We start from the raw sequence: 25,318 nt of genomic DNA, 5'->3' as shown, positions 1-25,318 counted from the left end.
AGTAAGCTCTATGAGCGCACCAGTGTGATCATCACCACCAACCTTAGCTTCTCAGAATGGGCGCAGGTCTTCGGGGATGCAAAGATGACCACCGCTCTCTTGGATCGGCTTACCCACCGCTGCCACATCCTCGAAACCGGAAACGACAGCTACCGCTTCAAGGTCAGTTCTGAGGCAGCAAAGAAAACTGCAAAGGAGGCCAAAACATTGACCGCATCATAGACCACGACGCATAACTGAGGGTGGGTCAAATCTCGGTGAAAATACCGGGTCAGTTCTCAGTGACAATCAACAAGCACAAGAGACAGGCGGCGCGGCATGGGCACACGCAGCACAAGCTCACTGACCAGCCAGCCATAGCCTGCAATCCGACCCGGGCCAGGAAGCTTACGTCCGTAGAAATTCATCACCGCACCTCGAAAATATTCACTATTAACGCTAATGATTAGATTTTCCTCACTCGCCTGACAAGATCACCCTTGTCGAAAACCTTCACCGTCTGACGATTTTACTCACCATTTGCGCTGCGACTTCGGATTTCCTCACTCCTTCCGCCGCCAGACGGTCGCAGGCGTATACGCTCCGGTCGCCCGATCAAACGGGTGGGCCAACCTCTTGAGACATATGGTTCATGATGCCGGGATCGACTTGAGTTCGGGCCCTACACGCGTCCAACGCTGCACGAAGAACCGCGTTGGCATAGATTATTGTAATCAAGGCAGTCAGGGGTCGAAACCATAAGATAACTTTATGGCATTGCTTCCCGTCAAAAGCTTTCCGCGATAAGGCTAATGTCTCGGCTCAGCATTGTCGCACAAACTGGTGCACAATTGTTGTTTTGATCGAAATTCGATTGACACCATATTATTAAATCCCCATAATTATAAATACATATCAATACCTTACCTCAGAATCCTACCATCCCAGCCAACACACTCCCCCGATAGCCATCACCGACTACCGCACAGAGCCTGCCCTACGACATCACGTCGCAGACCAAAGCGCCCTATAGCGTTGCGGCGTCAGCCGCGGTATCAGCGCGCATGTCCGCCGTTTCGCGCATATCCTCGCTTCGGGTCAGCCTGACTCTCTTGCTGGTGCTGGCCCTTGCTAGCTTGCCCTTCGCACATCGTGCGACCGCGCAGGTACAGCAAGACCCGGCCTTTATCGCCTTTATCCAAGCGGGCGGCACGCTGAGCGATCTTTGCGACGGCCCGCTCGAAGGGCAGAACCATGCAGCCTTGGATTGCGAAGCCTGCCGGATCGTCAATGCGTTGATCTTGCCGACCCCGGCAGATGTCTTGCTCCCGGGCGGGAGGCTGCGTTTTGCCACGCCGCGCGTGGCCCGTGCCCTCGGCGCACCGCGCAGCCCTGCAGGGGCGCCCCCGCCTGTCCGGGGGCCGCCATTCGTCTGAGCCATCGCTTCTTTCGCAATACTCAGACAATGGACCACGACAATGAAATCTTTCTATACCGCAGCCTTGGCTGCCCTACTTGCCCTGCCCTCCGCCGCGCATGAGTACACCGCCGGTGCTTTGACCGTCGATCATCCGATGGCCTTTGAAACCCCGAAAACCGCCCGCGTCGGCGGCGGCTATCTGACGATCACCAATGGCGGAGACAGCGCAGACCGCCTCGTCAGCATCAGCGCCGAGGGCTTCGACGAAGTCTCTCTCCATGAGACGACCACCGATGATATGGGCGTCGCGCGCATGTCGCATATCGACGGCCTCGATCTGCCCGCAGGTGAGAGGGTGACGCTTAAGCCCGGAGGGCTGCATATCATGTTCATGGGCCTCGACGGTGACCCTTTCGAGGAAGGCGAGAAAATCCCCGCCACCTTGACCTTTGAAAAGGCCGGGACCTTGGAGGTGATATTCAACGTCGAAAGCCGCCGCGGGCATGATGCGGGCGCCATGGATCACGGCGCGCACGCGCAAAAACACTAACCCCAAGACAGCAGCAGGATGCGCCGCAAGGCGTTGACCGGCCCGCTTCGACACCTCTGCCTTTGGGCGGTGGTGGTGTTGTTTGGGGCGTTCTCGGCGCTTGCGCCCGGAACCATGCCAGAGCGTAAACAGGGCGCGCTGACCATGGTGCTGCTGGATTGCGGCTGCTGCGACGTGTGCCGTTGCTGAAACGCATGGTTTCGCAAAATGCCGCCCGCCCCTTCGCGGGGGCGGGCACCGCTTGGCCCTCAGGCCGTGTGCTGTTTGATCAGCTCATTATAAAGCGCCTGAATGCGTTTGGTGACGGGCCGTTCTCCGCTGCCGATGGTCTTGCCGTCAATCTCTGCCACCGGCGTCTGCGCACCAAAGGTGCCAGTGAGAAAGGCCTCATCCGCGCCATAAGCCTCGTAGAGCGAGAAGTTCTTCTCCCGCATCGGGATGCCGTTTTCATGGCACAGGTCGATCACCTTCTGCCGCGTCACCCCGTTCATGCAGTAATCCCCGGTCGAAGTCCAAACCTCGCCCCGGCGCACGATGAAGAAGTTGCAGGCGTTGGTGGTGTTCACAAAACCATGCGGGTCAAGCATCAGCGCCTCATCCGCGCCCGCTTCCTCGGCCTGAAGGCAGGCGATGATGCAGTTCAGCTTTGAGTGGCTGTTGAGCTTGGGGTCTTGGCTATGTGGCAGCCCGCGCACCTGCGGGACGCTCGCCAGACGAATGCCCGCCGATTGCAGGCGATCCACGGGTTTGGAATGCTCCATGATGATCACCAGCGTCGGCCCGGTGGTGCTGAGCGAGGGGTGCTGGAAGGGTTTATCCTTAATCCCGCGGGTCAGCATTAGGCGGCAGTGCACGTCACTGTGCATATCGTTCGCCTCTGCCGTGCGGCGCAGCGCCTCGGCGATGCCGTCTTTGTCCAGGCCCACGTCGAGCGAGATCGCTTTGCAGGAGTTGAAGAAGCGGTCCATATGCTCATCGAAGAAGGCCCATGTCCCGTTGTACAGGCGCATGCCTTCCCAGATGCCGTCGCCCAGCATGAAGCCCGCGTCGTAGACCGAGACCTTGGCTTCGTCGCGGTGCACGATGTCGCCGTTGACGTAGATCTTGATGTCGCGGTTGCGAACGTCTTCGTCGGCGGCGTGGGTGGTGGTGTGTTCGGTCATGGTGGGGATCCGTTGGTGAGGGCGGTTGCAGCATTGATAGCAAAGCCGTTCAGGACTACCACCCCAGCCCGGAATCAAGCCGCAGGCGCCGGGCCATCGCCTGCCCGCCCGTCACGCCGGAGGCGTGCCAGCCTATATTGGCGCACCTTTGGTGCGACCGGGTAGGCGATTTGGTGAGGCTGGGCGTGCCCTCGCGGACCGCACATTAAAACCGAGAAATAAAGTGGGACCAATTTACGTCAGATCGCCGACCCGCGGGCAGGCGCTGGCCCTCAGACCCGCCAGCTCAGCACGCGCCGTTCCACGAAGGCCACCACCGAAGACACCGCAACGCCTAGCAGCGACAGGATCACCACACCCGCAAACAAGCGCTCCAGATCATACAGACTCCCCGCCTGCAAAATATACGCCCCGATCCCATATTCCGCGCCCAGCATCTCAGCCGCCACCAACAAAATAATCGCGATGGTCAGCGAAATCCGCAGCCCCGACAGGATCCCCGGCATCGCGCCGGGCACCACGATTTTCGAGACAATCGACCACCAACCGAGGCCGAAACTCTGCCCCATGCGGATCAACACCCGGTCCACATTGTCGACCGCCGCATAGGTGGCGACAACGGTGGGCGTGAAAGTGCCAAAGGCGATGAGCGCGTATTTACTCGCCTCATCAATGCCAAACCAAATCACAAACAGCGGCAGCAGCGCGATCTTGGGAATGGGGAAAATCGCTGCCACCAGCGGCACCAGACCCGCGCGGGCCAAGGAGAACAGCCCGATCAGCACCCCAATCCCGATGCCCAGCGAGGCGCCGATCAGCGCGCCTACGGCCAGCCGGGTCAGCGAGGGGCCGAGGTGTTTGAACAACATCCCCGACTGGTAAAGCTCTTGAAACGTTAGCAACACATCGCTGGGCCGAGGCAACGTCAGGGCCGAGATAAAGCCGCTGCGCGTGCCCCATTCCGCCAGCAGGATCAGCACAACGAAGACTGCAAGCCCCACGCCGCGCCGCGTGCCGGGCTGGAAGCCACCGCCGCGAAAGGTTACTTCGCGGGCATTCACATCCGTCGTTTCAGCCATCGATCAACTCCGCATCCGCCGCCGCGGCCTCATCGCGCATCAGCCCCCATAGGTGCTGTTGCTGCGCCTCCAACGCCGGGTCGCCATGGCGACGCTCGGCCAGCGGCATGTCTAGGTTCACCACCTCGCGCAATTCACCCGGACGGCGCGAGAGCACGACGATCTTATGCCCCAACCGCACCGCTTCAGCGAGGTTGTGGGTCACATAGACCGCCGTGAACGGCTGCCGCGTCCAGAGCGCCACAAGGTCGTCCATCAAAAGCTCGCGGGTCTGGCTGTCGAGCGCGCTCAGCGGCTCGTCCATCAGCATCACCGCCGGATTCACCGCCAGCGCACGGGCAATCGCCACGCGCTGTTTCATGCCGCCCGAAAGCTGTTTGGGCAGCGCATCGGCGAAATCGGTCAATTTGGTCCGCGCCAGCACATCGGCGATGATCGCCTCACGCTGCGCCTTACCCAGCCCGTGATCCTCAAGCACCAGCGCCACATTGCCGCGCACCGTGCGCCACGGCAGCAGCGCGAAATCCTGAAAGATATAGGTCAGTGGGTTCAAACAGCCCTCAGGCGCATCGCCCATTTGCAGCACGCGGCCTTCGCTGGGCCGCTCCAACCCACCGAGCATGCGCAGCAGGGTGGATTTGCCACAGCCGGAGGGGCCAACGATGCAAACGATCTGGCCAGAGGGAATATCGAGCGTGATGTCACGCAGCACTTGGGTATCGCCATAATAATGGCTGACGGAGGAAAGCTTGAGGTCCATGCCGCCCTTTTCCGGCAAAAACGCCCCGCGCGCAATGTGCGATCCGCGTCCCGGCGCAACCGCCCTGCGCCGGTGGCGCGCTTAGGGCTGCTCACCCTCTTTACGGCTCAGGCCGTCCACCGCGATCCCGGCGGTAAAACCATGCACCAAGGTCGACACGAGGATCGCAAAACCCACCATCGCCCAAAGCGGCTCTTCGTCCAGAAACTCCACCTTCCCCGCCGCATAGGCAAGGTAGTAGATCGACCCGATCCCCCGGATGCCATAAAGCGCCACAACCCAGCGGGGGCGCGTCTCTAGCGAGGTTCCCAAAAGCGACAGCCACCCGGCCAAGGGGCGCACGACAAAGATCAGCGCCAGCACGATCACCGCACCGGCGAGGGTCAGATCGCTCAGCAAGGCGGGCAACACCGCGCCAATCGCCACCAGCAAAAGCGCCGTCAGCGCGTGTTCAACGGCGGCGGTGAAATCATGCAAACGACGGTGGAATTCGTGGTCCGCCTCAACCCGCCGGATCACCAGACCGGCCACCGCCACGGCGATGAAACCATAGCCTTCGACTAATTCCGTGGTGCCATAGCACAAGAGCACCCCGGCCAAAGCCACCACGCCCGAAGATGTCTCGGCCAGAACCGCCTTGCGCGGCACGGCGAACAACACCTGCCCCAAGGCCCAACCGCCCGCAGCACCCATCGCGGTGCCGACAGCGATGCGCCAAAAGACATCGCGCGCCAGCCACTCCACGCCCCAAGTCGCCGGGGCCAAGCCTTCGGCCGCGACCAGAATACCAAGGTAGACGAAGGGAAAGGCCAAACCATCGTTCAGCGCCGCCTCTGTGGTCAGGGCAAAACGCACCGGATGCTCGCCCCCTTCCTGCGGCGGGCCGACCTGCACGTCAGCGGCCAAAACTGGATCGGTGGGTGCCATCACCGCGCCCAGCAAAATCGCCCCGGCTGCGGTCATCCCGGCAAAGGCCCAGCCCATCACGGCGACCGACAGGATCGTCAGCGGCATGGTCAGCGCCAACAACCGCGCCGTTGGCCCCCAACGGGACCAATCGGACAGCCTGTCGATCCGCAGCCCCGTCGCGAAGAGCGCGACGATCACGCAAAGCTCCGACACGATTTCCCATGGAAAGGGGGTGGCGCGCGGGTCGGGGAAACTCGGCACGCCGGGAACAAGGGCGAAAACGCCCATGCCCAACAGGATCAACAGCCCCGAGGCGGCAGGCTCTCGCCGACTGAAAAAGCGGGGCAGCCAATGGGCAAGGATCACCACGGCCCCAACGGCCCCCAAGGCGAAATGATAGCCGTTCAGGGCGAAAAAACTGCCGTCGCTCACTGCATATTCCCGTTTTATGGTCAGGGGCTTGGCCCCGCATCAGCACCAAAGGTATCTTGGTGCGGCTGCATTGCCAGTGATGCCTGCCGGAAATCCCAACCTGCGGGAGCAAAAGGTAAAGGCCCGCCGGAGGGGAACGCGCCTTCACAAAGCAATCATATCACACAATCGACACGCTTAGCTGCCCATCGTCTCGACATAAGAGGTGTCGATCAGCGTCTCCAGCGTGATGTCAGCATCGACCAGCCCTTCGGCCTGGAACCACTCCAACTGGTCGCGCACAGAGGCGACATTGAGCATCGCACCTTCGTTCAACCGCATGGTGCCGTTGATGATCGACGGCGCCGCCTTGTCGCGCGGGCGGTCGGTGTAGACATATTTATGGATCAGATCGACCATCTCATCCACGCCCGCATCGCCGCCATCCTTGGCGATCATCGCGGCGTTGTAATCGGCAACACCCTTGGAATAGCCCGCAAGGAAATTCTTGGTCATCTCCTGCTCATCACTGGCATTCTTGGTCGAGGTAAAGACCGTGGTGACCTGATAATCCGGAAGATAGGTCGCCACATCGCCGATGATATGCACGGCACCCGACCCGGCCAACGGCTTGGCGATATGCGGCACGATCGACCACGCATCGATCTGGCCTGACTTCAGCGCGCCGATCACCGCGCCGACCTTTTGCAGCGGCTTGAACTTCAGCTCAATCCCTTCCGCCTCGGCCATTTTGGAGCCCATGTAGTGGAAGGACGACCCGGCCTGCGTCATGCCAAAGCTTTTGCCATCCAGCATGCCCGGCGCAGTGATGCCCGCCTGGTAGGCCGCATCAGAAACGAGGAACTTCTGCCCGTCGATGCCCTGCTCTTCTTGCAATGCGCCACCGATAACCTTGACCGCGCCCTTTTGCGCCAGCGACACCAAGCCGCCCGAGATCGCGGTGATCGCATAGTCCACATCGCCGCTGGCAATCGCCACGGCCATCGGCTGTGCCGCCTCAAAGAACCGCAGTTCAACGTCCAGCCCGGCCTCTTTGAAATAGTCCCGCTCAAAGCCGACAAAGCTGCCCGCGTGGCTGGTGAAACGCAGCGCGCCCACGGTGATCTTGCGGTTCTGCGCCACCGCCGGGGCCGCCAGCCCCACGGCCGTGGCGGCGCCCAAGGTTGCGATGGCCTGACGGCGGTTGAACAGGGTCATGATCTCACTCCTCCAATTTTGCCGCAGCATGGTCGGCGGCCAGACCGAAAGTCAAGCGAGAGCGCCCGCAGCGGCCACAACCAGGACTGGCATCTCATTTCAAAGCGTGGCATCGATTTGCCATGAAGCTCTTTTCATCCAAGTCCCGCCCTATGCACCTCGGCCCCTTCCCGTTGGAGCGGCTGCGCCGGTTGCATGCCCCGCATGACCAACTGCCGGACGCGCCCCTGCCGGTGCTGCGTTTTGAGCGGCCCGAGACGCCGCAGAGCATCTGCAACGCCATGGCGCCCTTTCAGGCGATGATGGACGTGCTTCGGGATGGGCCGATCAATACGGCGGGGGCGGTGATCCCCGACAGCCCGGTGGAACGCGCCAACCACCTCAAATCTTTCGGTTATTACAACGATGCCTCGATGATGGGCGTCTGCGCCCTTCCGCAAGAGGCTCGGCTGCCCACCCCGCGCCGAAGCGAGGGCACCGCGCAGCTGGCCGATGACCTGCGCAGCCGCCAGACCAAGTCGCTCGCTGCCGGGGTCGATGTCATCATGGCGAACCTGCGCGATGCGGTGGACGCCCCCGAAACCGCGATTGACAGTCACAGCCACGCGCTGGTGATCCTCACCGCCTACCCCCGTGACCCGCGCGCGGGTGAGCCGGGTAGCGATTGGATCATCGACGCCCAAGCCGAGCGCGCCTGCCTACGCGGGACCGAGAACGCCACCGTGCTGGCCGAATACATCCGTCAATTGGGCTTCGCCGCCAAGGTGCATTCCGCCACCACCGCCGATGTGAACCTCGGCCAACTGGCCGTGGCGGCGGGGCTGGCGGTTTGGGAAGACGGTAGGCTGCAAGCGCCGTGGATCGGTCCACGCTTCGGATTGGCCGTGGTGACGACTGACATGGAGCTTGCGCCCGATATGCCGCTCGCTCCGCTCTCCGAACAACCGTGGTCGGTGCTCAAAGGCCCGCATTGGCAGCTGGGCACCCATGGCGGGGTCAGCGCCCGCGATGTCGATCCTTATGCCCGGCGCGACTATGCCGCAGGGCCGCATCCGTTTGAGACGCTGAAACGGGTGGACGAGCCGACCACCTATATCGACGCGCCCAACGTGCCGCGCGTGCCGAAACGCGGCGATCTTTTCGCACGCGGGCAGTTCGGCGACATGGGGCCAAAGGTGCAGAACGCCATGAAAGGCGGGCACCATGTGGTGAAATCCGCCCCCTCCGCCGCGCAGCGCCGCCTGCTGGGCGCGCTGATCTTGCTGCAAGACGGGCCGGTGAACGATGCCGCCCCTGCGATGACAGACAGCGCCCGCAATGCCGCCAACCTCAAGGCGGCAAGCTATTTTCTGGGGTCCGATGCTGCGGGTCTCTCGGCCTGCCCCGATTGGACGTGGTACAGCCATGACGCCACCGGCACCCCGATCACCCCGCCGCATAACCAAGCGCTGAGCCTTATCATCGACCAAGGCTTTGACACGATGGAGGGGTCTTCGGGCGATGATTGGATCGCCGTGTCGCAATCCATGCGGGCCTATCTGCGGTTTTCAATGTTGGGCGGCGTGATGGCGCAGCACCTGCGCAACCTTGGCCATTCCGCCAAAGCGCATACGGTGATGGATGGCGACGTACTGCAACCGCCGCTCTTGCTGCTCGCGGGCTTGGGCGAAGTCTCTCGCATCGGCGAAGTGATCCTCAATCCCTTCCTCGGCCCGCGCCTGAAATCCGGCGTGGTCACCACCACCCTGCCCGTTACCCATGAAAAGCCCATCGACTTTGGCCTGCAAAAGTTCTGCGAAGCCTGCAACAAATGCGCCCGCGAATGCCCCTCGGGGGCGATCACCGCCGGGCCGAAGAAGATGTTCAACGGCTATGAAATCTGGAAATCCGACAGCCAGAAATGCGCCACCTACCGGATCACCAACCAAGGCGGCGCGATGTGCGGACGCTGCATGAAGACCTGCCCGTGGAACCTTGAAGGGCTGTTCGCCGAGGCCCCCTTCCGCTGGGCCGCCTCCAACATCCCCGCCGCCGCACCGCTGCTGGCCAAGCTGGATGACAAGGTCGGCAAGGGCCGTCTGAACCCGGTCAAAAAGTGGTGGTGGGACATCGAGCGCAAACCCTCGGGCCAGTTCGACACGCCTGCCCAGCCGGTGAACGCCCGTGATCTGCAACCCGATCTGGATCTCAAGTTCGAGGACCAAACCCTCTCCGTCTACCCCGCCCCGCTGGCCCCGCACCCATGGCCTTACCCCGATCCGATGAACCGCGAGGCCGGGATTGCCGCCCATGCGGCCCTGCTGAGCGCCGTTGAGCACCGCCGCAAGACTGCAGCGGGCGAGACGGATCATTTGCATCTTTATAAAGTCGGCAGCGGCACCCCCGTGCTTGACCTGCGCATCACCGAAGTTACTCGTCTGAACGCGACCACGGCGCTTTATGACATCGCCCACCCCGAAGGCCACGACCTGCCCGCATGGACCGCGGGCGCGCATCTTGATCTGGTCGTCGCCCCCGAATTCCTGCGCCCCTATTCCCTGCTGGGTGATCCGAGTGACCGCAAACGCTACCGCATCGCCGTGCTCCGCGAGGACGCGGGCCGGGGCGGCTCGGCGCTGCTGCACCGGGTCTTCACCAAAGGGCGGCGCATCTTTGTCGGCAAGCCGGTGAACCATTTTGAACTGGTAGAGGACGCGCCGCATAGCCTGCTCATGGGCGGCGGCATTGGTATCACGCCGATGATCGCCTTTGCCCATCGCCTGCACGCCCTTGGGCGGCCCTTTGACCTGCACTACTCGGCCTCTGACCGCGAAGCCGCCGCCTTTGCCGAAGAACTGGCGCAGGCTCCTTGGGCCGACCGGGTGCACCTGCATATCTCGTCTGAGAGCACCCGCGCCGACCTGCCCGCCATCATGGAACGCAGCGCACCGGGCACCCATGTCTACACCTGCGGAGCCGATGCCTATATGCAATCTGTCATGGCCGCAGCCGAAGCCGCGGGCATCCCCGAAGACGCGCGGCATCTGGAATATTTCTTAACCCCCGAGGTGCCGGACTACGTCAATCACCCCTTCACGCTGAAACTCACCTCAGGCCGCGAGATCGCCGTCTCTGCCGAGGAAACAGCCGCCGACGCGCTGATCGCGGCGGGGGTGCCAGTGGATCTGAAATGCAGCGATGGCATCTGCGGCGTCTGCAAATGCGGCCTGCGCGGCGGCGAAGTCGAACACCGCGACTTCGTGCTCTCCGCTAAACAGCGCGAAGGCGCGATCATCCTCTGCCAATCCCGCGCAGCCCAGCCGGGTGGTGTGCTGGAACTCGACCTCTAACCCCTTTCGCAAAAAGCGCGCAGCCGTTAAGAGGAGCCAACCTGTGCAACAAAGGGCTGCCCCCATGACATTCGACCGTTCGATCAAGATCGCCCCCTCCATCCTCGCCGCCGATTTCGCCAACTTCGGTGCCGAATGCGAAGCCATCGAGGCCCAAGGCGCGGACTGGGTGCATGTGGATGTGATGGACGGGCATTTCGTGCCCAACATCACCTTCGGCCCCGCCATGTGCGCGGCGATCCGGCCCCACATCAAGGGCGTGATGGACGTGCATCTGATGATCGCCCCGGTCGATCCCTATATCGAAGCCTTCGCCAAGGCGGGCGCCGATGTGATCACCGCCCATGTCGAGGCCACCCCCCATATCCACCGCACGCTTCAGGCGATCCGCGGCGCGGGCGCGAAGGCGGGTGTGGCACTCAACCCCGGCACGCCAGCCAGCGCGGTGGCCGAACTGCTCGACATGGTCGACCTCATCTGTGTGATGACCGTGAACCCCGGCTTCGGTGGCCAGAAGTTCATCGACATGACAGCCAAAATCCGCGACCTGCGCGCGATGATCGGCGACCGGCCCGTGCATATTGAGATCGACGGCGGCGTCGACCCCAAGACCGCGCCGCTGGTGGCGCAGGCCGGAGCAGATGTGCTGGTGGCGGGCTCCGCCGTCTTCAAGGGCGGCTCGGTCAGCGACCCCGCGCCCTACGGCGAGAACATCCGCGCGATCCGCGCCGCCGCCGAAGGCACCTACGTCTGATGGAAATGCGGGGCGTCTCTGCGCCCCGCGCTGTTACGCCAGTTGATCGGCGAAAGCCGTCAGCAGCCGGTGTTTCAGGATCTTGCCCGTGGGTGCGGCGGGCAGGTCCGTGGCCACGATGATCTGCGCGGGCCGCTTGTAGCCGGTCAGCCGCTCTTTGACGAAACTGCGCAACTCCTCTGCCGTCACCTCGTCGCCGGGGGCGACCTGCACGAAGGCCAGCACCTCTTCGTCGCCTTCGCGCCGCCGTCCGACCACGGCCGATTGCACCACGCGCGGGTGATCGTTCAACGCGGCCTCAACCTCGGGCGGGTAGACGTTGAAACCGCCGTGAATGATCAATTCCTTGCTGCGCCCGAGGATGTGCAGCCGCCCATTCTCATCCAACTTGCCCAGATCGCCGGTGTGCAACCAGCCCTCGGCGTCGATGGCTTTGTCGGTCTCGGTCGGGTTGCGGTAGTAGCCTTTCATCACATGCGGGCCGCGCACCAGCACTTCGCCTTCGCCCGCGCCATTGCCGCCGGGGGCTTGGTCGTCGATCTTGCATTCGGTGCCCGGCGTGACCGGTCCGACCGAAGTGTCGGGCGAGCCAAGCGCGTTGGTGGTGGCCGATGCGCCCGAGCAGGTCTCGGTCATGCCAAAGCCGTTTTGCAGCGGCAGTTCATAAAACGCCTCGGCTTTGCGTTTCCACGCCGGATCAAGCGGTGCACCGCCCGATGAAACATAGCGCAGCTTGGGGCTTTCGAGTTTGGGCATCCCGCGCTCGCGCGAGTACTGCATCACCAGCGCGTGCATCTGCGGCACAGCGGGAAGGATCGTGACATCCTCGTGGGTTGCGGCATGCAGCTTCGCCGCCGAGAAACGGCTCTCCTGCCGGACCTTCGCGCCAGAACTCACCGCGGCCATCAAGACAGACACCAAACCGAAAACATGAGTCATCGGCAGCACGCCGTAAACCACATCACCCGGCACCATCTGTCGCAGGTCCGCCGAGGCACGCGCGCCAAAGCGCAGGTTAGAATGGGTCAGCATCACCCCCTTGGGATCGCCCGTGGTGCCGGTGGTATAAAGCAGCACCGCCACGTCATGCAGATCGGCATCCGGGCTGCTGGGGAGCGGTGTGGCAAGGTGCAGGCTGCCGAATGCGCCCGAGACCTCACGTGCGTTCAGCCGCGCCGCATGGGCCGCCGCTTCGGGCGAGACATCGCAGGTCAGCAGCACCGCCGCCGGGGTGGCGTGATCGATGATGCGGGTGACTTCGGCTTCGGTCTGGCGGGCATTGACGGGGATCGCCACCGCGTCCAACTCCCACGCGGCATAGAGCGAGGCCACCGCCGCAACACAGTTTTCCACCATCAAAAGCACGCGGTCGCCCGCCTGCACCCCCGCGCTGCGCAACTCAGCGGCCAAGGCCACACGCGCACGGTCCAGATCGTCATAGCTCCACGCGGCGCCGCTGGCGTCACTCAGCGCCGGCGCCTCTGGTCGGGTCGCCAATTGCTCAGCTAGAAAATCCTGTACCCTGGCATTCATGGGTGTCTCCTCCTGCCTATTCGCGACCCCCTCCTCCGGCGGCCGCTGCCCGGCTAAAACCGGGGCTTTCGTTTTTCCAAAAAAGCCGCGATCCCTTCGGCGGCCTCATCCCCGCCAGCCGCGTGGGCCATGGCGTTGCGTTCGGCATCAAGCTGATCGGCCTCTTCGGCCTCATAGGCCTGCGCCACCAACTGCCGGATCGCGCCTTGGGCGGCACGCGGCCCGGCGGCGAGCGTATCGGCCAGCATCAGCGCCTCGTCCAAGGCTTTGCCATTGGCGCAGATGCGGTTGACCGCGCCGAGTTCAGCAAAGCGCATCGCCATGACGGGACGGCCCAGAAGGCACATCTCCATCGACAAGGGCCGCGGCAAAAGCCGCGCCAAAGAAGCCGTCAGACCGGCATCCGGCACCAACCCGGCCTTCACATAGGCGGCAGTGAACTGCGCCTCTTCGCAGGCCACGATCATGTCGCAGGCCAGCGCCAGCGACAGCCCCGCCCCGGCAGCACCACCTTCGATGGCGGCGATAACAGGCACCGGGCAAGCACGCATGGCGCGGACCAGATCGTGCAGCCCATCCACCCGCTCGCGGCGCTCAGCCTCAGTCAGTTTGCGCCGTTCGATCAATACGTTGAGATCTCCCCCCGCGCAGAAAAAGCGCCCCTCAGAAGTGAGGATCACCGCGCGAATGCGCGGGTCTTCGGCCATCCGCATCGCCTCTGCAATCGTTTCATAAAGCTCTGGCGTCAGCGCCCCGCGTTTCTCGGCATTGCCGTTCCAGACGATCAACCTATCGCCGCGGTCTTCGATCCGTGCGCTCATGTTTTCGCCCTTTTGAAAACGCCCGTCGCACGCGACAGCAGCTTGCCATCGACATCATGCAACTGCGCCTCGGCATAGAGTATCTTGAAGCCTCCACCGGTGACACGGCCTGTCGCCACAACCCGCCCCTCGCGCACCGCCAAGATGTAATCGGTGGTCAGGGACAGGGTCAGCATCGGCACGAAGGGCCCGCTCATCGCGCAGTGCCGCGCACAGGCAAAGCCCGTGGCCACATCCAAGAGCAGCGTATGCAACCCACCGTGCAGCACGCCCGAGACGTTCAGGTGCTGTGGGCCAATATCGAGCGTCACGCGGGTGCTGCCATCGGGGTTCGACAGGTCGGGTTGAAACCCGATCAGCTGCTGAACCCCGCTGGTCGGTGCCTCATGCGGCGGATAGTGCAATGAACCGCTCCAGATGATGATCAACGTCGCCAAAGCGGTGGTCCGCCATGGTGATGCGTTTGGCGATATGGGCCAGTTCGTACTCCTGCGTCATGGCGATGCCGCCGTGCATCTGGATCGTGTCTTCGGCCACCAGACGGCCCACGCGGCCCATCAGGTTCTTTGCGGCTGAGACGTGGCGCTCGCGGCTGGCGCGGTCGTCAGCCAGATGGCCTGCGGCAATGATCACGGCAGAGCGGGCCTGTTCGAGGTCAATCAGCAGGTCCGACATGCGGTGCGCCAGCGCTTGGAAGCTACCAATCGGGCGGCCAAACTGCTTGCGCGTACCGAGGTATTCGCGGGTCAGATCGCAGGCGGTTTCCATCGCGCCCAGCGTTTCCGCGCAGAGCGCAGTTGTCGCCACGGCCACACGGGCCTCGATAGCGTCAAACGCCTTGCCAGTCGCGCCCAAGCGGGCGCTTTCGGGCAGGGTCACATCATCCAGTGTAACTTCGGCGGCGCGGCCACCGGCCAGCAGGGCGTAGCCCGTGACGGTGAGCCCTTTGGTATCCGCTGGCACAAGGAACAGCGAAATGCCCGCCTGATCGCCAGCCTCTCCGCTTTCGCGGGCAGAGACGACGAGCATATCGGCAGCCTCGGCATTGGCGACGACGGCTTTGCGACCGTTCAACACGATGTCACCGCCGTTTTGCGACGCGGTGGTGGAGACGCGCTCAAGGTCATAGCGGCTGGTCGGCTCGCCATGGGCAAAGGCCAGTTGCAACGTGCCGCCGATCAGTGCCTCGATATGTTCCTGCTGCGCTTCACTGCCAAGATCGGCAATCAAGCCGCCAGCCAGCACGGCGCTGTCGAGCAGCGGCTCGACCACACCGGCGCGGCCCAGTTCTTCGAACACCACTCCGATGTCGAAACCCGCGCCGCCAAAGCCGCCCTGCTCTTCGGTGAACAGCGCGCCGATGACGCCCAATTCGGCCAGGCCGTTCCAGATATCAGCAGAGAAGCCTGCTTCGCTTTCCAGAATGCCATTGCGCGTGGCGGTGTCGTATTTATCGCGCAGGAAACGGCGCAGGCTGTCTTGCAGCATCTGGCGTTCTTCGGTTAGGTCGAAATTCATTTTGCACCTCCCAGCGTTGTCTTGGCGATGATCTGCCGCTGGATTTCGTTAGAACCGCCAAAGATCGACAGCTTACGGTTGTTGAAATACTGCGCGGCCACCGGACCGGCCTCGTTCGGATCGGGCAGCGCGTCGTTGCTGCCCGCGACCGCTTCCAAGGCAAAGGGCATCGCATAGACGCCAGCCGCACGGCGCGCCAGATCGTTGATTTCCTGCCGGATAATCGTGCCTTTGACCTTGAGCATCGAGGACTCCACCCCCGGTGCCTGCCCGGCGGCGGCCTTGGAGATGATGCGCAGGTTGGTCGTGGCCATCGCCATCAGATCAATCTCCGCCTGCGCCACACGCGCGGCGAAATGCGGGTTCTCGATCAGCGGGCGGCCCCCGGCCATTTCGGATTTGGCAATGCGTTTGACGGCCGACAGGCCCGCTTGGGAGAAGCCAACACCGGCGATATTGGTGCGCTCATGGGTCAGCAGGTACTTGGCGTAGGTCCAGCCCTTGTTTTCTTCACCGACGAGGTTCTCGGCGGGCACTTTGACATTATCAAAGAACACCTCGTTCACCTCGGCGCCGCCATCCAGCAGGATGATCGGGCGCACGGTGATGCCCGGCGTCTCCATGTCGATCAACAGGAAAGAGATGCCCTCTTGCTGCTTCACATCCTTGTCGGTCCGCACGAGGCAGAAGATCATGTTGGCGTGTTGGCCCAGCGTCGTCCAAGTCTTTTGACCGTTGACGATGTAATGGTCGCCGTCCTTGACCGCCGTGGTTTTTAGCGAGGCGAGGTCCGACCCCGCGCCCGGCTCGGAATAACCCTGACACCACCAGTCTTCGCCCGAGAGAATGCGCGGCAGCCAGTAGTCCTGCTGCTCTTTCGAGCCGAACTTTTGCAGCACGGGGGCCAGCATCGACAGGCCAAAGGGCACGATGCGCGGCGCATGATGCGCGGCGGCCTCTTCCTCGAAAATATGGCGCTGCACGGCGTTCCACGCCGCCCCGCCGAACTCCTTGGGCCAGTTGGTCGCCAGCCAGCCCTGATCGTTCAGGATGGCGTGCCAGCGCTCGTGGTCGTCCTTGGTCAGCTCCTGCCCACGGCGCACCTTTTCGGAAAGCTCGCTTGGCAGTTTCTCGGTGAGGAATTGGCGCACCTCCTCGCGGAAGGCGCGTTCTTCGTCGGTATAGCTCAGGTCCATGTCGGCCCCCTTTAGTAGATTTCGAAGAGGCCAGCCGCCCCCATGCCGCCGCCGATGCACATCGTCACCACGCCGAGTTTCGCGCCGCGGCGGTGGCCTTCGCGCAGGATGTGGCCGGTCATCCGCGCCCCGGTCATGCCGAAGGGGTGGCCGATGGCGATCGAGCCGCCGTTCACGTTGCATTTGTCGGGGTCGATGCCGAGTTTGTCGCGGCAGTAAAGCGCTTGGCTGGCGAAGGCTTCGTTCAACTCCCAGATGTCGATGTCGTCGACGCTCAGACCGTGGCGTTCCAACAAGCGCGGCACGGCAAAGACCGGGCCGATGCCCATCTCGTCAGGCTCGCAGCCCGCGACAGCGAAGCCTTTGAACGCGCCCATGGCTTGCAGGCCCTGCTGCTCGGCCTCTTTGCTGTCCATCAACACGAGGGCTGCGGCACCATCAGAAAGCTGGCTGGCGTTGCCCGCGGTGATGAAGGCCCCCTCGCCGCGCACGGGCGTCAGGCCCGCAAGCCCTTCGAGCGTGGTGCCGGGCCGGTTGCATTCATCGCGGTCCACAGTGACCTCGCGGGTGGAGATCTCCTTGGTTTCCTTGTCCTGCACGCCCATGGTGGTCTGCATCGGGACGATTTCGTCATCAAAAAGACCGGCCTCCTGCGCGGCGGCAATCAACTGCTGGCTGCGCAGGCCATAGGCGTCCTGATCCTCGCGGGAGATGCCATAGCGTTTCGCGACGATATCGGCGGTGTCGATCATCGCCATATAGACCTCGGGCTTATGCTCCTTGAGCCAAGCCTCTTTCACCGATTTCACATCCGGCTGGATCAGCGAAATGCTCTCGACCCCGCCCGCGACCATCGGGCCTGCGCCCTCCATGCAGATCGCATTGGCGGCCATGGCGACGGTTTGCAGGCCCGACGAGCAAAAGCGGTTCACGGTGACGCCCGAGGCGGTGACCGGCAGACCCGCGCGCAGGGCGATCTGGCGCGCGATGTTCGAGCCGGTGGCCCCTTCGGGGTAGCCGCAGCCGATCATGACGTCTTCGATGGCCGACGGATCAACGCCCGAGCGTTTCACGGCTTCGGCGACGACATGGCCGCCCATGGTGGCACCGTGGGTCATGTTGAACGACCCGCGGAAGGATTTGGCCAGCCCGGTACGGACGGCGGAGACGATGACAGCCTGTTTCATTTGGCAGCTTCCTTGTTCAGATCATCAAAAGTGCGGTTGGTCTTGACCAGTTCGACCAGCAGCGGCGCTGGTTTCCAGAACCAAGGGTCTTTATCGGCAAAGCCTTCGATCGCGGCGAGGACGTTGGGCAGGCCCTGAATGTCGGCCCATTTCATCGGGCCACCCCAATAGCGCGGGAAGCCGTAGCCAAAGAGCAGCGTCATATCGATGTCGAGCGGGCGTTTCGCGATGCCCTCTTCCAGCACTTTGGCCGCCTCATTGACCATGGCGCACATGTAGCGGCGCACGATCTCTGCATCGGTGAACTCGCGCGGGGCGATGCCGCGCTCCTTCTGCTCTTCCTCGATCAGGCGGGTGATTTCCGGGTTCGGCGTGCCGCCGCGTTTGCCCTTTTCGTAGATGTAGTAGCCTTGGCCGGTCTTCTGGCCGAAGTGGCCCTGCTCGCAGAGCCGGTCGATATAGGTCGGCACCCGCTCCTCGGGGTGGCGCGTGGCGGCCTTGCGCTTGCGTGTGGCCCAGCCGATGTCGAGCCCGGCCAGATCGGCCACCGCGAAGGGGCCCATGGCGAAGCCGAACTTCTCAAGCGCCGCGTCGATCTTGTAGGGGCTTGCGCCGTCCAGCACCATGTGGTCCGCCGCGGTGCGGTAGGTGGCGAGGATGCGGTTGCCAATGAAGCCATCGCAGACGCCCGCGCGCACGCTGATCTTGCCGAGCGCCTTGCCCAAGGCAAAGCCGGTGGCGACCACATCTTTCGCGGTTTTGTCGGCGACGACCACCTCAAGCAGTTTCATCACATGGGCGGGCGAGAAGAAGTGCAGCCCGATCACGTCCTCGGGGCGCTTGGTGCTGGCGGCGATCTCGTTCACGTCGAGATAGGAGGTGTTGGAGGCCAGCACGCAGCCCGGTTTGCAGACCGCGTCGAGTCTGCCGAAGACCTGCTTTTTCACGTCCATATCCTCGAACACCGCTTCGACGACCAGATCGACATCCGACAGGCTGGCGTACTCGGTGGAAACGGTGAGGGCGTCGCCGGTCAGGTGATCGAATTTCCCCTGATCGATTTTGCCACGTTTCAGCGCGCCTTGGAGGTTGCCGGAGATACGCTCATGCGCGGCCTTGGCGGCCTCGTCCTTCATCTCGATCAGCACGACCGAGAAGCCGGACAGCAGCGCTGCGGTAGCGATCCCTGCCCCCATGGTGCCGCCGCCGATCACGCCAATGGCTTTCAGTTCGCGCGGCTCGACGCCTTTCAGCTCGGGCAGGTTGCTGACCGCGCGTTCGGAGAAGAAGGCGTGGATCATGCCCTGCCGCTGGTCGGTGTTCATCAGTTCCGAGAAGATGCGACGCTCGGCTTTCATGCCCTCTTCGAAGGGTTTCTCGACACCCGCCTGCACGGCGCGGACAGCCTCAGCGGGGGAAATCTGGCCGCGGCCTTTCTTCAGCGTCGCTTCATAGGCGGCATCCCAGTCGATCGGCGCAGGCGCGGGCATCTCGCAGATCGGGCGGCGTTCGGCGCCGCTGTCGAGCAGCTCGCGAACGTAAGCGAGACCAACCTCCTGCGGATCGCCCTCCTCCACGCGGTCGACGATGCCCATCTCAAGCGCCTGCGGTGCCTTGATGTGGCGGCCCGTGGTGATGGCATCCAGCGCGGGTTCAACGCCAATGAGGCGCGGCAGGCGTTGTGTCCCGCCTGCGCCGGGGATCAGGCCGAGGTGCACTTCGGGCAGACCGACGCGGGCCGAGGGCTGGGCGATGCGGTAATGCGCCGAGAGCGCGACTTCGAGACCGCCACCAAGGCTGACGCCATGCATGGAGGCCACGACCAGAAGCGGCGAGGCTTCGATCCGGTTGCAGAGGCTGGGCAGATGCGGCTCCATCGGCGGCTTGCCGAACTCGGTGATGTCGGCGCCCGCGATAAAGGCGCGGCCCTCGCCCACGATCATCACGGCCCGCACGCCGTCTTCGGCCTCAGCGCGGTCCATGCCGTCGGAAAGCCCCTGCCGCACGGCTTGGCTCAGCGCGTTGACGGGCGGGTTTTCGATGCGCAGCACGACGATGTCGTCATGGCGGGAATAGGCAATCTTGTCGGTCATATCAGTAACTCCTTGATCTATCCGCGCCGGGACAGGGCCGGTGCCCGTCCGGTGCGTTGTTCGATGCCGCTGACCACGTCGCGCAGCGCTGGTCCCACTTGTGACAGAATGCGGCTGTCGGGCAAGTCGCCCGGCAAAGCGCCGCAGGTGAAGGCCACAGGCTCGCCGAATTCCCCTGCGTAATAAGGCACGCTCACAGCGTTGATACTGCGGGCATAGCGGGTTTCAGGCGGGGCGAGGACAAAACCCTGCGCCAGCAATTGCTCATACCCCTCGCGGCGGAAATTGCGCAGCCGCTCATCCGGGTCGAGCGCGTCAAACCGGTCTTCGTTCAGACTGGCCAGCGTGGCGAGGCCCGAGGACGAACCATAGACCGGGATGCGATGGCCTGGCTCCAACCAGATGGTCGAGGCGGTATGCGGACGCCAAGTGCGCACCAGCATCATCCGGTCGCCATCCCTCACCGCGATCAGCGCCAGCGTGCGGGTCTCGTCGGCCAATTGCTGCATCGCATCTGACGCCATATCGACGAAACTGACCGCGACAGAGGCGACCGAGCCGAGCGCAATCGCCGCCGGCCCCAGCCGGAATTTATCGTTCCGCCCGCCATGCGCCAGATAGCCCAACTCGCACAGCGTATAGGTCAGCCGCGAAACGGTAGGTTTCGGCAGGCCCGTCCGCTCGGCAATCTGCGCGTGGCTCAGCCCGCTGTCGCTGGCGCGGAAGGCGCGCAAAATGCCAAGACCCCGCGCCAGCGTATTGGCGAACTTACGGTCCGTGACGGTATCAGACGCCGCCTTGTTCATCTTGCCGCCATCGGGATCAAAAGCGAGATCATCGGGAAGGACATGATCAGGATCAGCACGATGAAGTCGACGCTGAGGAACCGGGTGATGCCCGCAAAGATCTTGTCAATCGGCGCTTCGCGGCCCACCACATTGGCGATGACAAAGACGTTCAAGCCGACGGGCGGTGTAATCAGGCCGATCTCCAGCAGTTTGATGACCACGACGCCGAACCAAATGAGGTTGAGGTCATAGCTTTCCACCAGTGGGATCATCAGCGGCAGGGTCAGCACCATGATGCCAATGGGATCAAGGAACATGCCCAAGAGCAGATAGATCAGCGCGATGCAGAGCATCAGCACAACCAGCGACATCTGCGCATCCGATACGAACCCGACGATGGTGCCCGCGACGCCCGTCAGCGCGACGAAGGCCACAAAGATCTTGGCACTGGCGGCGATGAGGAAGATCGCGGAGGTCTGCACGCAGGTCTCCTTGACCGCGGCCCAGAGGCCAGCCCAATCCAGCTTGCGCTGCACGAAACCGATCAGCGTGGCGGAGACGACGCAGACGGCGGCGGCCTCGGTCGCGGTGAAGATGCCGCCGTAGATGCCGCCAATGATCAGCACGAAAAGCAGGATCGCGGGCCAGCTATCAAAGGCCGCCTGCCAACGCTCACGCGCGGTGTAGCGTTGGTCGGTCGAGGGTGCTACCGCCGGATCGCGCCAGACCCAGACGGCGATGACCAGCACAAAGCCCGCAAGCGTCAGCAGCCCCGGCAGAACACCCGCGAGGAACAGCGACGAGATCGAAGTCTCGGTGAAAATGCCGTAGATGATGAACAGAACCGACGGGGGAATGAGCGAGCCCAATGTGCCCCCCGCCGCGACCGAAGCTGTGGCCAGACGCGGGTCATAGCCCATGCGCAGCATCTCGGGCGTGCAGATCTTACCCATGGTCGAGGCGCAGGCGATGGATGAGCCGGTGATCGCGGAAAAGCCCCCGCAGCCCATGACGGAGGCCATGGCCACCCCACCCGGCAGGCGGGTCAGCCAGACCTTGGCCGCATGGTAGATTTTCGTCGTAATATCCGCGCGATACGCGATATGTCCAAGCGCCACGAAAAGCGGGATCATCGACAGGTCGTAAGAGTGAATGAGGTCGAAGGAGTTGGAAAACACCATCGAAGTCGTCGCCTTGATCGCACGTTCGGGCATGAAGGTCCCGGTGCGGAAGGCGAAGATAAAGAAGGTAGCGACGGTTGCCACTGCCGCCAGCGTGAAGGCAATCGGCACGCGCAGGGCGAGCAGGATCAGAACCGCCGCGAAGGCGATCATACCGATGGTTGAGGCATCCATTACAGCACGTCCTTCTCGGCCAGAAGGTCGGCCGCATGTTGTTGTTCGTCAGAGACCACGCCGCCTGCCAGCACGGTGCGCCCATCGCGCCACGTTAGTTCGGCCAGCCGCAGGAAGGTCGCGATCATCCCGATCAGGAACAAAAGCCGCCCGGGCCATTTCGGCAGATTGAGGTCTCCGTAGAAAAAGCTGCCCTTTTCGACCACGGCAAAGAACTCGCGACCGCCGGAATAGATTAGCGGCGCCAGCGCCAGCATCCCGATGGCAGAGCCCGCCACGATCAGCACCGAACGCGCGCGGTCGGGAAATCGGTCGGTCACAAAGGCGACCGAGACATGCGCGCGGGCAGCGGTGGCGGCGGCGAGGGGCAGCAGGATGGCGGCGACCATGAGCTCTCGCACCATGGTCACGCTATCGGGCACCTGACTAGCAAAGAGCGCGCGGGCGATCACATTGGAGGTGATCAACACCCCCAAGGCGATCACCGCCAAAGCGCCCAATCCCAACAGGATTTTCTCCAGATTTACCAACATATGCTGCCCCTCCCTAGGTTAGCGATCAGTTGCTTTTGGCTTCCCAAGGATAGCCATCGGCATCGCGCTGCTGGGTGTATTTGGCGATAAGGCCCTTATACTCTTCCAGCAGTTCGTCGCCCGGCAGACCGGCAGAGCTGGCAGTTTGCACCCATTCGTCGAGGAACTTCTTGCCAGCTTCAACGAGTTGCGTGCGGTCTTCTTCGGGAAGGGTGATGACTTCGACGCCCTGCTCTTTCATCGAAGCGATGGCGTTGTCGTTGGCCTCTGTGATCATTCGGCCAAACTCATCCGCCATGTCGGACCCGACGGAGGCCAGCGTTTCCTGCTGCTCAGGCGTCAGGCTGTCATGCATGTCCTTGTTCATGAAGATGCCCAGACCGCCGACCTGACCCCAGTCGAGGATCGTGTAGCTGTCCATCACCTCGGCCTGCTTCAGCGCCGCCACGGCATAGCTGTAGCCCTGCGAACAGTCGATCAGCCCGGTGTCGAGCCCTTGGTAGGCGTCATAGATCGACATGTTGACCATGTTCGCGCCCTGCTCGCCGAAAACCTTACCGTAAGCGCCCACGCCGCGGACCTTCTTGCCCGAGATATCCGCCACGGATTTGATCGCGCCGCCTTTGCAGCCGATGTTTACCTGGCTGGTGGTCCAAGTGCCGATATAGACGAGGTTCTTGTCGGCCAAATCGTCTTGGATCGCTTGGCTGGAGCGCATCAGCTCATCCGTGGCGCGCATGCCAACCCAAGCGTCGGGGTTGTTTACAGGCAGGTCGGCGATGCCGTAGCCGGCCATCTCTTGCGGGTAGTAGACCGCGATGACCGAGCCGGTGTCAGCCACGCCATCGGCAATGGATTGCACAGCGGCATTGGCCTTGAACAGCGCCCCGCCCCACTGGATGTCGAATCGCATGTCGCCGTCCGAACGCTCGGCGACCTGATCGGCGAACCACTGCAAAGCGTCGGCGCGTGCACCGCGGTTGGGCCCAGCTTCACCGTGAATCAATACAGTTTCAGCGCTTACCGCGCCACCAGCCAGCGCCAGAGCTGCGGCGCAGCTCAGGTGTTTAAAGATTGTCATGTAGGCTCCTCCCAGAGACTTGTTTCGCAATGCAAAATATAGTTTCGCATTTGTCGCAGGTCACGCTAGTCCGCGGACCGAAAGCGATCAAGCGAAACTTCAGCCATCTGAAGAGGGAGCGGTTAGGCTCTTGAATTTGTTAAGCGAAAAATGAGCGCGGCCGGCGGTGTGAGAGACAAACGCCCCGCTTTGCACCCCGGAATCGGCTGATCTGATGGATCGGCCCTGTCCGGTAAAACGGTCACGCCGCTGGGGCGTGACCGAAAGCGTTCGAGATTAATACCAGTCGCCGAATTTGACTTCGACATCGGTGCCGACCCGTTTGGCGAACTCTTCGGGGTCTTGCGTGCCGCCATCTTTGCCCCGGAAGTGATAGGGGTAGACGTAAGTCGGTTTGAACTCAGCCACGGCAGAGGCGGCAGCGTTTGAATCCATAGTGAACGGCAGATTCATGCACACGAATGCCAGCGAGATATCGGTCAGCCCGCGCATCTCGGGCGTGTCTTCGGTGTCGCCCGAAATATAGACGCGGAAGCCGTCGAAGCCGAGGATATAGCCGTTGTCGCGCCCCTCGGGGTGAAACTTCTTGCGCTCTTCGGTGATGTTATAGGCCGGGATCGCGTCGATCGGCAGGCCGTTAAACTCGGTGCTTTCGCCATTGGCGATCTTGCTGGCCTTGGCGGCAAGCGCCTCGGGCAGCATGTCAAAGACGGCGGGGTTGGTGATGATCTGCACCTCATCCCCGGCCAGCGCGGCCAGCGTATCGGCGTTGTAGTGGTCCCCATGCTCATGAGTGATGAGGATCAGATCGGCGGCGGGGAAGTCGCTGTATTGCGCGGGCTCGCCCACTGGATCGACATAGATCACCCCCGCTGGTGTCTCTAGCACGATAGAGGCGTGGTCGACGGGATGCACCGTGATCGGCCCTGCGCTAGTGTCGAATGTGTCACCGCTATGCGCGGCGGCACGGGCGGCGAAGGGCAGCAGGGTTACGATGCCAGCGGCGGCGGCGGAGGTGGCAAGGAAATGGCGGCGGGTCTGGGACATTTCAGGCTCCTGTTGGTTACTGGAACGGGACATAGCTGCCCCGCCCCGCATTTCAACGCAGCGCCCTTCTTGCGGCAAGCCTATGCCGGACGCAGACCCAGAATCTCACGCGCTTGTGCAGCCGTGGCGATAGGGCGGTCGTATTTCGCACATAAATCAGCCGCCCGCTGGATCAGCGCGGCGTTGGAGGGCGCCAGCCTGTCGCGGTCCAGCCGCACGTTGTCCTCCAACCCCGCCCGCGTATGACCGCCCGCGGCGATGGCCCATTCGTTCAGCACGATCTGGTTCGGCCCGATCCCGGCGGCACACCACTGCGCATCGGTGGCAAGGCGGTTGAGCGTCTGGATGTAGAAATCAAAGGTCTCACGGTCCACCGGCATGGCGTTTTTCACGCCCATGACGAATTGCACATAAAGCTGGCCGGGAATGCGACCGTCGCGGTTCATCTCGGCGGCCTTGTGGATGTGGCTGAGATCAAAGGCCTCGATCTCGGGTTTGACCGCGTGGGTTTTCATTTCCGAGGCCAGCCAATCGACCAGTTCCGGCGGGTTCTCATAAACCCGCGTCGGGAAATTGTTGGACCCGACTGAGAGC

24 protein-coding genes are annotated in these 25,318 nt (G+C 63.0%); 6 read left to right on the top strand and 18 right to left on the bottom strand.

Annotation, left to right across the window (positions count from 1 at the left end; translation table 11 throughout):
- The 4 genes from A3722_RS17370 to A3722_RS24400 all read left to right on the top strand — a co-directional run.
- On the top strand, window positions 1-222 hold a 222-nt coding region (locus tag A3722_RS17370), incomplete at its 5' end, for an ATP-binding protein (RefSeq protein WP_161487369.1).
- A gap of 821 nt (window positions 223-1,043) precedes the next feature.
- The gene (locus A3722_RS17365; RefSeq protein ID WP_067930730.1) at window positions 1,044-1,415 is read left to right on the top strand and encodes a hypothetical protein; all 372 of its coding nucleotides are present in this window, start codon (window positions 1,044-1,046) and stop codon (window positions 1,413-1,415) included.
- A 42-nt stretch (window positions 1,416-1,457) separates the two neighbouring features.
- On the top strand, window positions 1,458-1,949 hold the full coding sequence (locus A3722_RS17360; protein ID WP_067627040.1) for a copper chaperone PCu(A)C: 492 nt from the start codon (window positions 1,458-1,460) through the stop codon (window positions 1,947-1,949).
- An 18-nt stretch (window positions 1,950-1,967) separates the two neighbouring features.
- Window positions 1,968-2,138, top strand: a complete 171-nt coding sequence (locus tag A3722_RS24400; protein WP_161487407.1) for a hypothetical protein — start codon at window positions 1,968-1,970, stop codon at window positions 2,136-2,138.
- 59 nt (window positions 2,139-2,197) lie between these two features.
- Here the strand turns inward: A3722_RS24400 and A3722_RS17355 are convergent, their stop codons facing one another.
- The 5 genes from A3722_RS17355 to A3722_RS17335 form a co-directional block, all read right to left on the bottom strand.
- The gene (locus A3722_RS17355) at window positions 2,198-3,112 is read right to left on the bottom strand and encodes a D-amino acid aminotransferase (RefSeq protein ID WP_067627039.1); all 915 of its coding nucleotides are present in this window, start codon (window positions 3,110-3,112) and stop codon (window positions 2,198-2,200) included.
- 272 nt (window positions 3,113-3,384) lie between these two features.
- Window positions 3,385-4,191: an ABC transporter permease gene (locus A3722_RS17350; RefSeq protein ID WP_201722066.1), complete on the bottom strand. Its 807-nt coding sequence runs from the start codon at window positions 4,189-4,191 to the stop codon at window positions 3,385-3,387.
- Window positions 4,184-4,951, bottom strand: coding sequence for an ABC transporter ATP-binding protein (locus A3722_RS17345; protein ID WP_067629970.1), 768 nt, complete (start codon window positions 4,949-4,951; stop codon window positions 4,184-4,186). The genes A3722_RS17350 and A3722_RS17345 overlap by 8 nt, the downstream gene beginning before the upstream one ends.
- Before the next feature lie 81 nt (window positions 4,952-5,032).
- Entirely contained in the window at window positions 5,033-6,292 is a 1,260-nt protein-coding gene (locus A3722_RS17340; RefSeq protein ID WP_067629972.1) for a cation:proton antiporter, read from the bottom strand.
- Window positions 6,293-6,469: 177 nt separating this feature from the next.
- A complete protein-coding gene (locus A3722_RS17335) occupies window positions 6,470-7,489 on the bottom strand; it encodes an ABC transporter substrate-binding protein (RefSeq protein ID WP_067629974.1) in 1,020 nt (339 codons plus the stop codon).
- Between the two features lie 122 nt (window positions 7,490-7,611).
- Between A3722_RS17335 and A3722_RS17330 the strand changes: the two genes are divergently transcribed.
- Complete coding sequence (locus A3722_RS17330) at window positions 7,612-10,818, top strand: 4Fe-4S double cluster binding domain-containing protein (protein ID WP_067629976.1); 3,207 nt, start codon at window positions 7,612-7,614, stop codon at window positions 10,816-10,818.
- A gap of 64 nt (window positions 10,819-10,882) precedes the next feature.
- Window positions 10,883-11,572: a ribulose-phosphate 3-epimerase gene (gene rpe, locus A3722_RS17325; protein WP_067629978.1), complete on the top strand. Its 690-nt coding sequence runs from the start codon at window positions 10,883-10,885 to the stop codon at window positions 11,570-11,572.
- Between the two features lie 33 nt (window positions 11,573-11,605).
- Here the strand turns inward: rpe and A3722_RS17320 are convergent, their stop codons facing one another.
- The 13 genes from A3722_RS17320 to A3722_RS17260 form a co-directional block, all read right to left on the bottom strand.
- On the bottom strand, window positions 11,606-13,105 hold the full coding sequence (locus A3722_RS17320; protein ID WP_067629980.1) for a class I adenylate-forming enzyme family protein: 1,500 nt from the start codon (window positions 13,103-13,105) through the stop codon (window positions 11,606-11,608).
- Between the two features lie 53 nt (window positions 13,106-13,158).
- Entirely contained in the window at window positions 13,159-13,926 is a 768-nt protein-coding gene (locus tag A3722_RS17315) for an oxepin-CoA hydrolase, alternative type (protein WP_067629983.1), read from the bottom strand.
- Window positions 13,923-14,330 carry a PaaI family thioesterase gene (locus A3722_RS17310; RefSeq protein WP_067629985.1) on the bottom strand — a complete coding sequence of 136 codons (408 nt, stop codon included), beginning with the start codon at window positions 14,328-14,330 and terminating at the stop codon, window positions 13,923-13,925. The genes A3722_RS17315 and A3722_RS17310 overlap by 4 nt, the downstream gene beginning before the upstream one ends.
- Window positions 14,311-15,444, bottom strand: a complete 1,134-nt coding sequence (locus A3722_RS17305) for an acyl-CoA dehydrogenase family protein (protein ID WP_067629987.1) — start codon at window positions 15,442-15,444, stop codon at window positions 14,311-14,313. The genes A3722_RS17310 and A3722_RS17305 overlap by 20 nt, the downstream gene beginning before the upstream one ends.
- Window positions 15,441-16,640 carry an acyl-CoA dehydrogenase family protein gene (locus tag A3722_RS17300; RefSeq protein WP_067629989.1) on the bottom strand — a complete coding sequence of 400 codons (1,200 nt, stop codon included), beginning with the start codon at window positions 16,638-16,640 and terminating at the stop codon, window positions 15,441-15,443. The genes A3722_RS17305 and A3722_RS17300 overlap by 4 nt, the downstream gene beginning before the upstream one ends.
- A gap of 11 nt (window positions 16,641-16,651) precedes the next feature.
- Window positions 16,652-17,827: an acetyl-CoA C-acyltransferase gene (locus tag A3722_RS17295; protein WP_067629992.1), complete on the bottom strand. Its 1,176-nt coding sequence runs from the start codon at window positions 17,825-17,827 to the stop codon at window positions 16,652-16,654.
- The gene (locus A3722_RS17290) at window positions 17,824-19,920 is read right to left on the bottom strand and encodes a 3-hydroxyacyl-CoA dehydrogenase NAD-binding domain-containing protein (RefSeq protein WP_067629994.1); all 2,097 of its coding nucleotides are present in this window, start codon (window positions 19,918-19,920) and stop codon (window positions 17,824-17,826) included. Before A3722_RS17290 ends, A3722_RS17295 begins: the two co-directional genes overlap by 4 nt.
- Window positions 19,921-19,937: 17 nt before the next feature.
- A complete protein-coding gene (locus A3722_RS17285; RefSeq protein ID WP_067629997.1) occupies window positions 19,938-20,726 on the bottom strand; it encodes an IclR family transcriptional regulator in 789 nt (262 codons plus the stop codon).
- The gene (locus A3722_RS17280; RefSeq protein ID WP_067916319.1) at window positions 20,723-22,063 is read right to left on the bottom strand and encodes a TRAP transporter large permease; all 1,341 of its coding nucleotides are present in this window, start codon (window positions 22,061-22,063) and stop codon (window positions 20,723-20,725) included. Before A3722_RS17280 ends, A3722_RS17285 begins: the two co-directional genes overlap by 4 nt.
- A complete protein-coding gene (locus A3722_RS17275; protein WP_067627369.1) occupies window positions 22,063-22,596 on the bottom strand; it encodes a TRAP transporter small permease in 534 nt (177 codons plus the stop codon). Before A3722_RS17275 ends, A3722_RS17280 begins: the two co-directional genes overlap by 1 nt.
- Window positions 22,597-22,621: 25 nt before the next feature.
- Window positions 22,622-23,677 carry a C4-dicarboxylate TRAP transporter substrate-binding protein gene (locus A3722_RS17270; RefSeq protein ID WP_067627371.1) on the bottom strand — a complete coding sequence of 352 codons (1,056 nt, stop codon included), beginning with the start codon at window positions 23,675-23,677 and terminating at the stop codon, window positions 22,622-22,624.
- A gap of 276 nt (window positions 23,678-23,953) precedes the next feature.
- Complete coding sequence (locus tag A3722_RS17265) at window positions 23,954-24,724, bottom strand: MBL fold metallo-hydrolase (RefSeq protein WP_067627372.1); 771 nt, start codon at window positions 24,722-24,724, stop codon at window positions 23,954-23,956.
- Between the two features lie 80 nt (window positions 24,725-24,804).
- Window positions 24,805-25,318: 3-keto-5-aminohexanoate cleavage protein (locus A3722_RS17260; RefSeq protein ID WP_150120541.1), on the bottom strand; the 514-nt coding region annotated here is incomplete at its 5' end.

This window comes from Sulfitobacter sp. HI0027, assembly GCF_001634775.1.
GTDB lineage: Bacteria > Pseudomonadota > Alphaproteobacteria > Rhodobacterales > Rhodobacteraceae > Sulfitobacter.
This window is presented reverse-complemented; position numbering and strand designations above follow the sequence as displayed.

What these genes read in the sequence shown, in the direction of transcription:
- A3722_RS17365 (WP_067930730.1), top strand. Translation starts at nt 1,044, where the DNA reads ATGTCCGCCGTTTCGCGCATATCCTCGCTTCGGGTCAGCCTGACTCTC.
- A3722_RS17360 (WP_067627040.1), top strand. Translation starts at nt 1,458, where the DNA reads ATGAAATCTTTCTATACCGCAGCCTTGGCTGCCCTACTTGCCCTGCCC.
- A3722_RS24400 (WP_161487407.1), top strand. Translation starts at nt 1,968, where the DNA reads ATGCGCCGCAAGGCGTTGACCGGCCCGCTTCGACACCTCTGCCTTTGG.
- A3722_RS17355 (WP_067627039.1), bottom strand. Translation starts at nt 3,112, where the DNA reads ATGACCGAACACACCACCACCCACGCCGCCGACGAAGACGTTCGCAAC.
- A3722_RS17350 (WP_201722066.1), bottom strand. Translation starts at nt 4,191, where the DNA reads ATGGCTGAAACGACGGATGTGAATGCCCGCGAAGTAACCTTTCGCGGC.
- A3722_RS17345 (WP_067629970.1), bottom strand. Translation starts at nt 4,951, where the DNA reads ATGGACCTCAAGCTTTCCTCCGTCAGCCATTATTATGGCGATACCCAA.
- A3722_RS17335 (WP_067629974.1), bottom strand. Translation starts at nt 7,489, where the DNA reads ATGACCCTGTTCAACCGCCGTCAGGCCATCGCAACCTTGGGCGCCGCC.
- A3722_RS17330 (WP_067629976.1), top strand. Translation starts at nt 7,612, where the DNA reads ATGAAGCTCTTTTCATCCAAGTCCCGCCCTATGCACCTCGGCCCCTTC.
- rpe (WP_067629978.1), top strand. Translation starts at nt 10,883, where the DNA reads ATGACATTCGACCGTTCGATCAAGATCGCCCCCTCCATCCTCGCCGCC.
- A3722_RS17320 (WP_067629980.1), bottom strand. Translation starts at nt 13,105, where the DNA reads ATGAATGCCAGGGTACAGGATTTTCTAGCTGAGCAATTGGCGACCCGA.
- A3722_RS17315 (WP_067629983.1), bottom strand. Translation starts at nt 13,926, where the DNA reads ATGAGCGCACGGATCGAAGACCGCGGCGATAGGTTGATCGTCTGGAAC.
- A3722_RS17305 (WP_067629987.1), bottom strand. Translation starts at nt 15,444, where the DNA reads ATGAATTTCGACCTAACCGAAGAACGCCAGATGCTGCAAGACAGCCTG.
- A3722_RS17300 (WP_067629989.1), bottom strand. Translation starts at nt 16,640, where the DNA reads ATGGACCTGAGCTATACCGACGAAGAACGCGCCTTCCGCGAGGAGGTG.
- A3722_RS17295 (WP_067629992.1), bottom strand. Translation starts at nt 17,827, where the DNA reads ATGAAACAGGCTGTCATCGTCTCCGCCGTCCGTACCGGGCTGGCCAAA.
- A3722_RS17290 (WP_067629994.1), bottom strand. Translation starts at nt 19,920, where the DNA reads ATGACCGACAAGATTGCCTATTCCCGCCATGACGACATCGTCGTGCTG.
- A3722_RS17285 (WP_067629997.1), bottom strand. Translation starts at nt 20,726, where the DNA reads ATGAACAAGGCGGCGTCTGATACCGTCACGGACCGTAAGTTCGCCAAT.
- A3722_RS17280 (WP_067916319.1), bottom strand. Translation starts at nt 22,063, where the DNA reads ATGGATGCCTCAACCATCGGTATGATCGCCTTCGCGGCGGTTCTGATC.
- A3722_RS17275 (WP_067627369.1), bottom strand. Translation starts at nt 22,596, where the DNA reads ATGTTGGTAAATCTGGAGAAAATCCTGTTGGGATTGGGCGCTTTGGCG.
- A3722_RS17270 (WP_067627371.1), bottom strand. Translation starts at nt 23,677, where the DNA reads ATGACAATCTTTAAACACCTGAGCTGCGCCGCAGCTCTGGCGCTGGCT.
- A3722_RS17265 (WP_067627372.1), bottom strand. Translation starts at nt 24,724, where the DNA reads ATGTCCCAGACCCGCCGCCATTTCCTTGCCACCTCCGCCGCCGCCGCT.